Source organism: Microcystis sp. LE19-84.1B (assembly GCF_027531875.1).
In the GTDB taxonomy this organism is placed as follows: Bacteria; Cyanobacteriota; Cyanobacteriia; order Cyanobacteriales; family Microcystaceae; genus Microcystis; species Microcystis panniformis.
Map to the genome: position 1 here is coordinate 15,743 of NZ_JAPZSR010000333.1, position 14,533 is coordinate 30,275.

Sequence of the window (14,533 nt, forward strand, 5' to 3'; positions counted from 1 at the left end):
CGATGGCTACCGAATCTAAAGTGACGACTGGACTACCTAAGACTGATGCTAATAAACCTAGATTGCATTTTGATATTTATGCCATTCTCGAAGGCTCTCAAGAGCTTTACCTAGGACATGAAGTACAGGTTAATGTTAACTTAGTTGAAATCGTTAAACTGAGTACAAAAGATGGTAAAGAAATTGAAAAATGTTATATTTCTCCGACCAAACGGCGAGGAGTTGAACGACGTTGTTTACTATGGTCTCCTGTGAAAAGTGGAGAGCTGCTAGGAGATAAACAAAACTGCGGAATTCCCAAAACCTGTGCTGAACCCACTTGTCCGATTTGTGCTACATTTGGCGCACTCGATCCAGGAAAACGGACTTTAATCGGTCGGGTAACTCATGGTGGAGGTGTTGCCATACAAGAGATTTACCCGGTCGAAAAACAACGAGCAATGCACCCCGCTTTATTGGTCAATCGCAATGATGAAACTCCTACACCTTTTAGACGAGAATACAATCAACCCGGCATTCTCTATCCCGTTTATAACCACGCTCTGAGTATCACCGATCAAGACTTTTCAGCTGTCGCTTATGCTTTCTTAGATTCATTACCTCGCATAGGTTCAGGAAATCCGAAAGGAATTGCTATCGCGGAAACGGACGATCGTACCCCGCTTCTGGTTTTGGATAGATATTTATCTCCTAGAGGGAAGCGTCCAATCGTTTCTCCCTCGGAAACCGACCCGCAAAAGGCGATCAATGATTTCCTTTATTTGGCACTGTATCCTGAAACTAATTTCACTAATCATATTCAAGAAGCGCACTTCGATCGCTGGATAGGCAATCAAGCGTTAGCCAAATTGCAAGAATACTCCGCAATATTCGTCGATACAGTTTTACAAGCATAAATCATGTATTGCCTGACCTTTAAGATTATCCCAACGGCGGCGATGACATTTCGCATACTGCCTGGATCGATTCTCAATATCGCCACCTATCCCTTCGTCCCACCGACTACTTTTTCTGGGTTTCTCCGACGGATAGTAATGTTAAGCGAGGGATTAGATATCCCTGAAACCACCATTAACAAGGAAAATCCGCCTTATTTCACCCTACCTCGTCAGTATATAGCTTTAGGAGCCTATCCAGTCCTAGATAAGTGGTCTGGAGTCCATCGTACTCATCGCAAAGGAACTCGATCGTTTAACCATGATGTTTTTTCTAGACTATACATTGATGGCGATCGAGAAAACTTTCAGTTACACACTTGGGAATATTTTATCGCTGAGGAGTTAATCGGCTATGTTGTAAGCGAATCTAAGTCCAGTCTAGAGGCATTTTCTAACCTACAAGGAGTCGGGTGTAAAATTGGCAAGGAAGGATTTGCGGTGATTGACGAGGTATCTGAATCTATACGACTCCAAAGAAAGATTCTTTCCGCTCACCCGTCAACTGTTGTTCCCATGGAAGCTTTAATACAGCGAAATCCTTGTATCAATCGTTGTGATATTTATAATCTCTATCGTCATGAATGGTCAGCAGATCAGACTCAAGATGAGGATAAGGGATTGTTCGACACAGAGCGATCGCCTATTAATGGTTTTATCCCCTTTGTTGCCGCTTACTATCCCGAAAAAGCCAATCCTTTACCCACTTTAGATTTCTATACGGATGGAAATCTTCAGATTCCTGTAGCACTCGTGGAACTTTTACAAGGAGAATCAATTAATGTCTAAATCTAACCCTCAACCTTTTTTCAAATTCGGCCGCGTGTTTTTTTCAGGCGAACCTACAATTGCCCCTGATAAAATTCTTTTTCAACCCCTGGGTAATCATGTAGGTAATGTTAGACAATTAGCCAGAAAATGGCAAGATGACAACTTTTCTTTAGAACGAGTTATTGAAGGAATCAATTTACACGACAAAGCTAAACCACAAACCTTCAAAATTCGCGTTGAAACTAATAAACAGGGAGAGTTTACAAAATATACTTATTCATTTAAAGGGCATCGATTTAAAGTAGATGAACCACAAAATCTTTGGGTGCAATCTCTAGCAAGAGGACATCATGACTATTCAACTAAGGAAATTATCAAGGATACCTATCAATTAAAAAAAGATCCTGAATATCAGAAGATTTTCTCTAAAGACCCCTTACAATACGCCAAAGAACTTTATATTTTGGAAATGTGCGATCAAATTGAAGCGGAATTAGCTTGTCGTGTCATTGGAGACGACGAACAGGCAAAATCTCGCACATTTATGGATTTTACAATAACTAAAGGTACATCCGAAGATAGCAACCACCGTGTTTTTTATCTCGATCCCTATCCTTTTAAAGAACCAACTATCACTTTAAATTTTCGTTCGTGGACATATAACTTGTCAGACGAGGATAAAAATCAACTCCAACAATTACACGAAAACGGAAAAGATAAGGAATTAGGAAGTAAATTGAATACTCTTGTTAAAGAGTGGTGGAAAAAAAACGAACATACAATCAGTGAAGATAGAGCAATTACTGCCATTATCAAACCTGATAATTCAAACACTTATTCCCCATCAGAAAAATCAGAAAATGCAATTTTGTGGTGGTATAGAGAATTAGCGAATTTTCAACCTAATCCAATGCAGGAGGAAGTCTTTCAAACGATGGTTGAAAACCAACATCCAGCTTTTATACTTAAAGCTCCTACAGGAGTAGGAAAATTTGAAGCGATTATTATTCCCTTTTTAGCTATGCTATCTACAAAAGAAGATAGACCTCGCCTGATTATACCCCTACCTGCACGAAGTTTGTTAGAAGATCAAAAACAGAGATGCGAGAAATATTTAAAACAATTTTCACTCCTACACAAAGGACGTGAAGTGTCTTTGGTGATAGATACAGGAACCGAAATGAATCGATATGTTTATCTAGATGGAGAAGTTAAATCTAGGAATAATTCTCGAAGACATTTATACAAAGGAGATATTATTTTAACAACGATTGATAAATTTATATATCGATACTTTGGCTATGGTGATAAGCAAAAATCATTCATCTTTCCCTATCGAATTCACCATGGTAATACACTGATTTGTTTTGATGAAGCTCATACCTATGATGATATTTCGTTTACTAACTTTTGCACTTTGGTTAAAGCTTTGTATGAAGCAGGACGCTCGCTTGTTTTAATGACGGCAACTTTATCACAAAATCATCTGGAAAGATTCGATTATCTTGCGGATAACATGATCGATTATATTGATGTTCAGGACAATCTAGAGAAGCTAAATAATTTTTATCAGCAAATTTTGAAGCAAGACTATTCTAATTTAAAACAGTTTGAATGGGTTGATGATATTGTTTATGATGTAAAAGAACCAACAAATTTCCAACAAAAGTTGACCTCGATAGCCCTTGCAGAATGGAACTCTAACCCAAGCCATCGTATCATCGTTTCTGTAGAAACTGTTAAAGATGCGATAGCAATTTATGAAAAAATAAAACAGACATTAAACATTAAATCTTCAGGAGAAAATGAATTTTTGTTTCTCTATCATGGTCGTTTGTCAGATATTCCCAAAACTTCCCATTATTCTCGCACCAATCTTTATCAAAGATTAAAAGAGAGAGATGAAAATGACCAAGCTTATATTCTGGTTACTACCAGTGCGATCGAAGTTGGTTGTGATTTAAATAGTACCCGTTTGATTACTCAACTGTGTAACCCAGAAAGTTTAATTCAACGAGCGGGACGTTGCAATCGTAAAGGTAATGTTGAAGATGCAAAAATCATTGTTATTGGCAATAATATTCCTGAATTTGTTAATACTTTAAGCGAGGCAGAACTAGAGGATTATAAAACAATTCTTAAGGGTTTGCACGATCAAAACTTCGATCCGAAAGCGATCATGAATTGTGTTTCTACAAAACAGACAATTGATGATTATCGAGTTGTTGAGCTTTTTTCCCTGTTGCAAGACTATGTTTATAATGCCGATCTCACTTGTCAATCTGCTCATGAAAAAGGATTAGTAATCACCCGTAGCTGGACTCCATCCGTTACCTTGGTATATGATGACGGTAAGCAGGGTGATAGTTTAGAAAAAATTGTCAAAGAATCTCCTCAAATTCAAGTCCCCATTGATCGTTTAATTTTGAAAAAGAATAATGAAGGAAATTACACAAATCAATACGCTAATGTGTCTGTGTACGAATGGATTTACGACAAGGAAGAAACTCGATATAAGTTAGAACCTTTAAAATATTGGGGATGTGCATACAGTAAAGACATGGTGATCAAAGTCTGTGCAGTTCAGGAGGGAGCCAGATCTGATTCTTTTGAGCCTTATTCCTACAATCATGAATTAGGGTTTAAAGACTTGCCTGGAGTTTTTATTAAATGGAGACCAGATGGCTATCAAGAAAGACTTCAGTATAACCCCACAAAAGATAGAGCAGTAGTGATTAACTACACTTCTGCTCTAACACAAGATTGATTTTTATCTGGCGCGGGATATGTTCACTACACTAGAAACTATATACTATGACTCTTATCTCTTCTAAACCCCTGACTTTACCCGAATTTTTCTCCCTAACCGCTCCCGATGGCGATATTACCTATGAATTAGTCGATGGAGAAGCGATCGCAAAAATGTCACCGAAATTCTTTCATTCTCGTTTAACTGGTGCTTTATTTCTCGTACTCGATCGCTGGAATCAAGGACGGGGAGAAGTGGGAATCGAATGGGCAATTATTCTCAGCAAAAACGATCGAGATTGGTGTCCCGTTCCCGATCTTCTCTACATTTCCCCCGAGAGGTTAGGAGATATTCCCCTCACCGATGAAGCTTGTCCCGTTCCCCCGGAATTAGTCATCGAAATTATTTCTCCTGAACAATCCTTCAGCAGCCTGAGCGAAAAAGCCGTGGACTACCTAAAAGCAGGAGTCAGTCGCGTCTGGATCGTCGATCCCCGGGCCAAACAGATCACGATTTTCTATCCCGACGCACCCCCAGCGATTAAAAAAGGCGATGACGAAATTAGCGATATTCTTCTCCCCGATTTAACCCTAACTCCTAGACAAATTTTTGCCAAGGCCCGATTAAGTTAATGCCCTACAGTCTCGTTCTCAATCTCACCCCTCGATCGCCGATCTATCCGAATTTTCTCACCGGACGACATCTTCATGCGCTATTCCTTACCCTTGTCAGTAGTGTCGATCAGGAATTAGGGAACATTCTACACACAGCCGAGGCCGATAAAGCTTTCACCTTATCGCCACTACAGATTCAATCGCGGGGGAAAATAACAATAAATTCCCCGCAGTGGCGACACGAACGGGCGATCGCCTCCGAAACTCCCTGCTGGTGGCGGATTTCTCTGCTCGATGACCGATTATTCGGTAAATTAACCTCGCTCTGGTTAAATCTCAATCCAAAACAACCCTGGCATCTCGGTTCCGCCGATCTCGTCATCACCAGCGTCCTCGCCACCCCGCAATCGGTTCAACCCTGGGCGAACTCTTGTACTTATCAATACCTGTATGAAAACGCCTCGGCAGCGAATCGGGAATTTGATTTCCTTTTCGCCACCCCCGTCACCTTCCGGCAGGGAAAATTCGATAGTGCCTTACCGACGCGGGAACTGGTGTTTAATAGCCTTCTCAATCGTTGGAATCGCTATAGCGGTATCCCCTTCGATTCTATTGCCCTAGACTCGATTTTCCCCAGTTTCTTCGATATTCAAACGAAATTAGCCGACGAAGCCTATAAAAACCAGTCGATCGGTTGTGTGGGTGAGATTCACTATCGTCTTTTGGGAGAGGTGGAACCCGCAAAGATTAAAGCGATTAATGTACTGGCGGATTTTGCCCTCTATGCGGGAGTGGGACGGAAAACCACCATGGGAATGGGGATGACTCGCAGAATTTCTAAGGAGAAAAGATAGCTATGGATGAATCTGACTACATACCGATCGCCGCTCTCAACCATTACGCCTACTGTCCCCACCGTTGTTGGAGGATGTTCGTCGCCGGGGAATTTCTCGATAATAGCTATACGATCGAGGGAACAAATTTACACCAACGAGTTCACACCGTCGGGGCGGAAAACCGCGAGGAAATATGGCAAATTCGGGCTATCTGGCTCAAATCAGATAATTACCGTCTCATCGGTAAAGCCGATCTGATCGAGTCCCACGACGGCGAATTTATCCCCGTGGAATACAAACGGGGCAGTAAGGGCGAATGGGATAACGACGAGTTGCAGGTGTGCGCTCAAGCCATCTGTTTGGAAGAAATGACTGGAAAAAGGCTAGATACTGGCTATATCTACTATGCCAGTTCTCACCAGCGTCAACCGGTGGCGATCGATCTTGCTTTACGGCAACGGGCGATCGCTACGATCCGAGCAATTGAAACCCTGATCCAGACGGGAAAAATGCCCCCGGCGGTCTATTCACCCCGCTGCAAGGGATGCAGTTTGTTCGATCGCTGCTTGCCCCGATTAACCGAAAAAGTCCAACGATATCAAGAGGAAGACTAAAAAATATGGGAACGGTATATGTGACAAGAGAAGACGCATTTCTCGGCAAAAATGACGAGCGTTTAACGGTTAAAGCATCCAAGGAAACGATCCTCGATGTTCCTTTATTAAATGTTGAGGGAGTGGTTTTATTTGGTCGCGGTTCGCTATCCCCAGCGTTGGTGATCGAACTGCTCGAACGTCATATTCCCCTGAGTTTTGTCACTGTCACGGGAAAATATCTCGGTAGATTGGAACCGGAGATGACCAAAAATATTTTCGTTCGTCGAGCGCAATGGCAGGCCGCCGGCGATTCTCCGAAAGCCATTCATTTAGTGCGGGGATTCGTCCGCGGCAAGCTGAAGAATTACCGCAACATTCTACTCCGTCGTCAACGCGATCGAAAGGAGTTGGATTTACAAACGGCGATCGCTTGTTTGGAAGCAGCGATCGGCTCGATCGAAACAACCTCGGCGATCGATTCTCTCCGGGGGTTAGAAGGAGCCGGAAGCGCGGCCTATTTCAGTTGTTTTGATTCCCTAATTCTCGGTGATACTTTTACCTTCCCCTCTCGCAACCGTCGCCCCCCGCGAGATCCGGTCAATTCTCTTTTGAGTCTGGGTTATGCGTTATTGCGCCATGACGTGCAGAGTGCGATCAATTTGGTCGGTTTTGACCCCTATCTCGGTTATCTTCACTATCAACGCTACGGGCGCCCCTCGCTGGCACTGGATCTGATGGAGGAATTTAGAGCGATCGTCGTTGATGCCGTGGTTCTCAATGGGGTCAATCATCCCTATCTCACCCTCGAACATTTCACCACCGAACCCTTAAGTGGTGCGGTTTCCTTGACGAGAGAAGGGTTACAGATTTTCCTGCGCTTGTACGAACAGAAGAAACAATCGAAGTTTAAGCATCCGGTAATGGGTAAACAGTGTACTTATCAAGAAGCTTTCGAGATTCAGGCCCGACTAATGGCGAAATATCTCATGGACGAGACGGATAAGTATCCACCTTTGATTTTAAAGTAGGTAGAGGCGGTCATGTATTTTGTTATCAGTTACGATATTTCCGATGATAAGCGACGAACCAAAATTCACAATACGTTAAAGTCCTACGGCCAACGGGTGCAGTATAGTGTTTTTGAGTGCGATCTAACCGATACCCAGTACGCTAAGCTGCGCGGGCGCTTGAGTAAGTTGATCAAACCCGATACCGATAGCATCCGCTTTTATTTTCTTTGCGCCTGTTGTCGGGGTAAAGTGGAACGTATCGGTGGTGAGTTACCCCGGGATAATACGATTTTTTTTGTTTAGCTCGGTTGCGCTTCGGGGTTGCTGTAAAAATCCTTAACTATTATCTGGTGGCTGGAAAGCTTATGCAATATAGATTCGAGATGATTTTCCTTTCCAACGTGAGGCGCACCTTATCCCGTAAGGTTTTGCGGGTTCTTGAAGAAGTGGGTCACTTGTTGTACAATGGGTTTATTGCGGGTGCGGCGCAACGGAACCTTGAAAACCCCATAGCGTATGGCTTTTACCACTGGGCGGTTCCAATTAATCTTAAGCCCTATTAGGGATTGAAACAAATAATCGGGGGATTACTAGCTCAAAAACGATTTGAGTTCCAATTAATCTTAAGCCCTATTAGGGATTGAAACGATGTGCTTACGGGGCAGCCATCTCGGTGGGGATGGTTCCAATTAATCTTAAGCCCTATTAGGGATTGAAACCCTTGATCCAGAGGCTATATTTATTTTTACTTTCGTTCCAATTAATCTTAAGCCCTATTAGGGATTGAAACCTTGAAATCGTATCAAACACATAAGCTTCTAGGGGTTCCAATTAATCTTAAGCCCTATTAGGGATTGAAACCGATTAAGCCTCTCGCTTTTATTAGTACATTTCTCGTTCCAATTAATCTTAAGCCCTATTAGGGATTGAAACCTACCCCCAAAACAGAGAGAATTTGCCGTAGGCTTACAGGGTTCCAATTAATCTTAAGCCCTATTAGGGATTGAAACAAGTAGATTGCAAGAAGAAAAGCATTTCTTGACGGTTCCAATTAATCTTAAGCCCTATTAGGGATTGAAACCCAATGCTCTTGATAGATGCTTTTTTTGCCGTTACCGTGTTCCAATTAATCTTAAGCCCTATTAGGGATTGAAACCTGTGGGGAGGTAATCGGTTCGTGCGTCGATCGCGTTCCAATTAATCTTAAGCCCTATTAGGGATTGAAACACTATAATTGCTGAATCCCAATCCTCACGAATTTTGTTCCAATTAATCTTAAGCCCTATTAGGGATTGAAACTTGCCAGTTTGAGCCGAAGCCATAACCACCACCTCTGGTTCCAATTAATCTTAAGCCCTATTAGGGATTGAAACGGCTTTATCAACGGCAATCTTCCAAACCGTTGCCCGATCGTTCCAATTAATCTTAAGCCCTATTAGGGATTGAAACGAGGGTAGGCCGAGCGCCTACTAAATTCCCCTCATGTTCCAATTAATCTTAAGCCCTATTAGGGATTGAAACTGAGCCGCTCCGCAATCTAACTCCATGGCTATCTCGTTCCAATTAATCTTAAGCCCTATTAGGGATTGAAACGAGGTCATTGAGCAGCGATTCCCCGACGCTGAACGTTCCAATTAATCTTAAGCCCTATTAGGGATTGAAACTCATCCTTGCCAATGCACCGAGAAAAATAAATTGTTCCAATTAATCTTAAGCCCTATTAGGGATTGAAACGGCTCTAATGCCTGCGGGTTTTTAAGCGAATTTCGTTCCAATTAATCTTAAGCCCTATTAGGGATTGAAACTCAGCAGTGCCAGCTTTGGTTCCCCCTTCAAAAGTTCCAATTAATCTTAAGCCCTATTAGGGATTGAAACTGGAACACCGAGAACTCGATCCCAAAAGGAAACAGTTCCAATTAATCTTAAGCCCTATTAGGGATTGAAACACAATGACACTGGCAAATTCGCGCTTTATTGCCGCAAAGTTCCAATTAATCTTAAGCCCTATTAGGGATTGAAACAGGATTGCCAATTTTACGAATTCTAGGCCGCTGATCGTTCCAATTAATCTTAAACCCTATTAGGGATTGAAACGGATTTTTCGGGCGTTCTGAGAAATATTTGGCTTCTAATGGTTCCAATTAATCTTAAACCCTATTAGGGATTGAAACCTAAAGATAAACCATGGGATCAGCACAAGGATCAGGCCCGGTTCCAATTAATCTTAAACCCTATTAGGGATTGAAACTTGGCTTTACCAATCAATGAAATGCGAACGCAACGTTCCAATTAATCTTAAACCCTATTAGGGATTGAAACTAATGCTGATTTTAGGCGATTTAAATCTATATCACTAGGGTTCCAATTAATCTTAAACCCTATTAGGGATTGAAACGGCGACTCCCCGGACTTGGGGCATCGCAAAAATAAAGTTCCAATTAATCTTAAACCCTATTAGGGATTGAAACGGACATATTGGCCCTGCTGGCGTAGCTATTGAATATCAAGTTCCAATTAATCTTAAACCCTATTAGGGATTGAAACACTGGAACATTTAGAACTACTGGAAGCGGAGATAGTTCCAATTAATCTTAAACCCTATTAGGGATTGAAACTTGATCTAATTCCGTAAAGCCAAAAGATTGTCCATGTTCCAATTAATCTTAAACCCTATTAGGGATTGAAACTTCCTATCGGGAACACTTTATGACCGTCATATTGAGTTCCAATTAATCTTAAACCCTATTAGGGATTGAAACAACCAATAGGTTTAACATTGCCTCATTAAACAAAGGTTCCAATTAATCTTAAACCCTATTAGGGATTGAAACGGGGGATTATTAGCTCAAAATAGATTTGATTGGGGTTCCAATTAATCTTAAACCCTATTAGGGATTGAAACCGATAATGCCTTGATTTTGCAAGGTGAGCAATGGGCCGGGAGTTCCAATTAATCTTAAACCCTATTAGGGATTGAAACGGGGGATGTGTCGATCCGAATCATGCAAACAATTGTTCCAATTAATCTTAAACCCTATTAGGGATTGAAACCAAAAAAAGGGGTATTGCAAAATCCGATGGTCAAGCGTTCCAATTAATCTTAAACCCTATTAGGGATTGAAACCATACTTAACTCTGTACATCACCATCCTTTTTCTCCCTGGTTCCAATTAATCTTAAACCCTATTAGGGATTGAAACGAGAATAATTAATAGCAAAACAGAGGTGATCCAATATTGTTCCAATTAATCTTAAACCCTATTAGGGATTGAAAGGGGGAAAACCGCCGCTCAATTAGGCGCGATGAAATCGTTCCAATTAATCTTAAGCCCTATTAGGGATTGAAAGACTGCGCCAGACTCCATTTTTTCCGCTACTATTCTCCAAGGTTCCAATTAATCTTAAGCCCTATTAGGGATTGAAAGCTGAAATTTCAAAAGCAATTTAGACCAACCGGGACTTTTTTAGGTTCCAATTAATCTTAAGCCCTATTAGGGATTGAAAGTCATCTCGCTGATCGGACACTGGCAGATACTAATGTTCCAATTAATCTTAAGCCCTATTAGGGATTGAAACATCGATGGGGACGGGGAAGCGATCGAGACCGTGAACGGGTTCCAATTAATCTTAAACCCTATTAGGGATTGAAACATTCAATTAAATTCCCCCGAACAATTAAATCCCTCTGGTTCCAATTAATCTTAAACCCTATTAGGGATTGAAACATTTGGCGGTAGCTGACGCGAAAGAAGCGCGAGCGTTCCAATTAATCTTAAACCCTATTAGGGATTGAAACGCTCACTGGATTAACCATGAATATCAAACTGTAAACAAGTTCCAATTAATCTTAAACCCTATTAGGGATTGAAACTTAAGGAAGCTCCCCGCGTCAATGGTCCATAGTCGTTCCAATTAATCTTAAACCCTATTAGGGATTGAAACGCTTTTTGTTGGCGTTGTCGGGAGCGTTGTCGGGAGCGTGTTCCAATTAATCTTAAACCCTATTAGGGATTGAAACTCCCCCACTATTTTGCGGGTACTCGATATCCCTTGTTCCAATTAATCTTAAACCCTATTAGGGATTGAAACTCTTCGTCTATCATTCACCCTTATATAATACCATGGTTCCAATTAATCTTAAACCCTATTAGGGATTGAAACGTCACCGTTGTAGCCCGCTCTAGGACTGGGTTCTGGTTCCAATTAATCTTAAACCCTATTAGGGATTGAAACAAAAGATTATATTCTAGATTTTTGATCTGAGTATCGTTCCAATTAATCTTAAACCCTATTAGGGATTGAAACAGACCATCGCGGGCTACTTTCGGGAGGTGATCCGGGTTCCAATTAATCTTAAACCCTATTAGGGATTGAAACGTCGGATCTGGCTTCGGGACTGCGTTTTATCAAAAGTTCCAATTAATCTTAAACCCTATTAGGGATTGAAACTTTAACTAAGGTTCCTAAAGTAGTGAAACTGCTTAGTTCCAATTAATCTTAAACCCTATTAGGGATTGAAACTAGGCTTTACTCTTGATAAGATAGATACTAAAAGGTTCCAATTAATCTTAAACCCTATTAGGGATTGAAACTTCAAGCTAGTCAAAATCACACTCAAGATATTAGCGTTCCAATTAATCTTAAACCCTATTAGGGATTGAAACATCAATGCCGAGGGGGTCGATGGGGTAGTAGCTCGGTTCCAATTAATCTTAAACCCTATTAGGGATTGAAACAGGGAAGTTAGTGGGTCAGGATGTTCACGTTCGCGTTCCAATTAATCTTAAACCCTATTAGGGATTGAAACAGTGTAGCCGAATGGTCTGGATTGATTTTCAACTGGTTCCAATTAATCTTAAACCCTATTAGGGATTGAAACGGAATTTGGGGTAATGCAGGACAGACAAAACATCTGTTCCAATTAATCTTAAACCCTATTAGGGATTGAAACAACCATGAATCCCTTCTTATTTTTCCCCCATCCACTGTTCCAATTAATCTTAAACCCTATTAGGGATTGAAACTTACTTCCCCCTCCACCCCTCCTGGTAGTCCCGGTTCCAATTAATCTTAAACCCTATTAGGGATTGAAACAGGGGATGGATGATCAAAACATTCAAGAATCCTAGTTCCAATTAATCTTAAACCCTATTAGGGATTGAAACACTTCATCCTGACGAATTTCAAAGGGCATCGCTTGTTCCAATTAATCTTAAACCCTATTAGGGATTGAAACACAGCTAAGTACAAGGAAACTAGCCGATGATTCTCTGGTTCCAATTAATCTTAAACCCTATTAGGGATTGAAACACTACGATTGGGAATCACTTGTATATGCTTTTCAGGTTCCAATTAATCTTAAACCCTATTAGGGATTGAAACGACTTTTGCCGACTTACCCGATGATTTCAATTAATTATTAAGGTTCCAATTAATCTTAAACCCTATTAGGGATTGAAACCAGAGGGGCTTCCTTTGGTAGCAGTAACGCCTAAAGCTGTGTTCCAATTAATCTTAAACCCTATTAGGGATTGAAACAATCCCATTGATCGAGCGGCTACATTTAAAGCGTCGGTTCCAATTAATCTTAAACCCTATTAGGGATTGAAACTTGGGGAATACCGGGGGGAACATCATCATTAGGGTAAAGTTCCAATTAATCTTAAACCCTATTAGGGATTGAAACTTTACTATTAGCTAAGTAGTAAAATAAAAACAAGAGTTCCAATTAATCTTAAACCCTATTAGGGATTGAAACTGGAATCAATCGAATTTATCACGCCTAGCCAATGTTCCAATTAATCTTAAACCCTATTAGGGATTGAAACCACTTTCTGGGAATTTATCCCTATGGCAGTCCGGGGTTCCAATTAATCTTAAACCCTATTAGGGATTGAAACAGGAGTTCGGCGCGAAGTGAAGCGATCGCCGCTTGTTCCAATTAATCTTAAACCCTATTAGGGATTGAAACAACTATGATGTGGGGGATTCCTCTCAAGGAAGTCGTGTTCCAATTAATCTTAAACCCTATTAGGGATTGAAACCTATTTCTTTAAAAGCAATGGGCGTAACGTCCATTGGTTCCAATTAATCTTAAACCCTATTAGGGATTGAAACTCAGAATACGATACGGTGGACATCTCAGAATGGGGTTCCAATTAATCTTAAACCCTATTAGGGATTGAAACACTTGTACAAGCTCTTGAAGCATTTTAGGGTCAAGTTCCAATTAATCTTAAACCCTATTAGGGATTGAAACTATCGAACCTGTAAGCCGAAAATTTGAAGGTAAAAGTTCCAATTAATCTTAAACCCTATTAGGGATTGAAACAGGCGGCAAAGGGAACGACCGGCAACGACTATTATCGTTCCAATTAATCTTAAACCCTATTAGGGATTGAAACTGCGATCGACTAATCAAAGAAGCTAAAACCAGAAAAAGTTCCAATTAATCTTAAACCCTATTAGGGATTGAAACTTGCTTTCTAAAGTATTGAGGAAATTCGAGGGCTAGTTCCAATTAATCTTAAACCCTATTAGGGATTGAAACTAATGCCCTGAGAAGATCAGAAGTGTCTAAGGCGAATAGTTCCAATTAATCTTAAACCCTATTAGGGATTGAAACTGAAAGATTCCAGATTTTTTACCTTCCTATTCCGTTCCAATTAATCTTAAACCCTATTAGGGATTGAAACTTTAGGTGACTATGAAAATGATAAATGGTATCAAGTTCCAATTAATCTTAAACCCTATTAGGGATTGAAACAATCCCCTTGCATTAGAATCAGGATTAACCTCTCGTTCCAATTAATCTTAAACCCTATTAGGGATTGAAACAAGGTAAAGACTTCCTCTTGAGAAGGGGCATCACGTTCCAATTAATCCTGACAGGGGGACAAGCAAGCTGAAAAGCTTATGTAGCATGGAATACAGACACAGACTCCAAAAAAAGATAAGTCATATTTACTATATATGACCTAAATAACGAAAATGATAAGTGAACTATACCGGAAAGTCTTAGA

8 protein-coding genes and 1 CRISPR repeat array are annotated in these 14,533 nt (G+C 40.7%); all 8 genes read left to right on the top strand.

The genetic code is table 11. From position 1 onward, the window contains the following. Positions 1-2 precede the first annotated feature (2 nt). From O9324_RS18870 to cas2, 8 genes are read left to right on the top strand one after another with little or no spacing between them, the layout of a single operon-like run. Positions 3-896: a hypothetical protein gene (locus tag O9324_RS18870; RefSeq protein WP_002766208.1), complete on the top strand. Its 894-nt coding sequence runs from the start codon at positions 3-5 to the stop codon at positions 894-896. A 3-nt stretch (positions 897-899) separates the two neighbouring features. After that, on the top strand, positions 900-1,724 hold the full coding sequence (locus O9324_RS18875; protein ID WP_002766209.1) for a hypothetical protein: 825 nt from the start codon (positions 900-902) through the stop codon (positions 1,722-1,724). Then, positions 1,717-4,473 carry a CRISPR-associated helicase Cas3' gene (cas3, locus tag O9324_RS18880; RefSeq protein ID WP_288141008.1) on the top strand — a complete coding sequence of 919 codons (2,757 nt, stop codon included), beginning with the start codon at positions 1,717-1,719 and terminating at the stop codon, positions 4,471-4,473. The genes O9324_RS18875 and cas3 overlap by 8 nt, the downstream gene beginning before the upstream one ends. A gap of 47 nt (positions 4,474-4,520) precedes the next feature. Continuing rightward, complete coding sequence (locus O9324_RS18885; RefSeq protein ID WP_002766212.1) at positions 4,521-5,087, top strand: Uma2 family endonuclease; 567 nt, start codon at positions 4,521-4,523, stop codon at positions 5,085-5,087. Beyond that, positions 5,087-5,923, top strand: coding sequence for a CRISPR-associated endoribonuclease Cas6 (gene cas6 / locus O9324_RS18890; protein ID WP_288141009.1), 837 nt, complete (start codon positions 5,087-5,089; stop codon positions 5,921-5,923). The genes O9324_RS18885 and cas6 overlap by 1 nt, the downstream gene beginning before the upstream one ends. A 2-nt stretch (positions 5,924-5,925) precedes the next feature. Further along, positions 5,926-6,519 (top strand): CRISPR-associated protein Cas4, encoded by a 594-nt coding sequence (gene cas4 / locus O9324_RS18895; protein ID WP_288141010.1) that lies wholly within the window; start codon positions 5,926-5,928, stop codon positions 6,517-6,519. Positions 6,520-6,524: 5 nt separating this feature from the next. Then, positions 6,525-7,529, top strand: coding sequence for a type I-D CRISPR-associated endonuclease Cas1d (gene cas1d / locus O9324_RS18900; RefSeq protein WP_288141011.1), 1,005 nt, complete (start codon positions 6,525-6,527; stop codon positions 7,527-7,529). A gap of 12 nt (positions 7,530-7,541) precedes the next feature. Further along, a complete protein-coding gene (cas2, locus tag O9324_RS18905; RefSeq protein WP_046663050.1) occupies positions 7,542-7,814 on the top strand; it encodes a CRISPR-associated endonuclease Cas2 in 273 nt (90 codons plus the stop codon). Positions 7,815-8,047: 233 nt separating this feature from the next. Next, positions 8,048-14,348: a CRISPR direct-repeat array (repeat unit 37 nt; unit sequence GTTCCAATTAATCTTAAACCCTATTAGGGATTGAAAC). Positions 14,349-14,533: the final 185 nt, after the last annotated feature.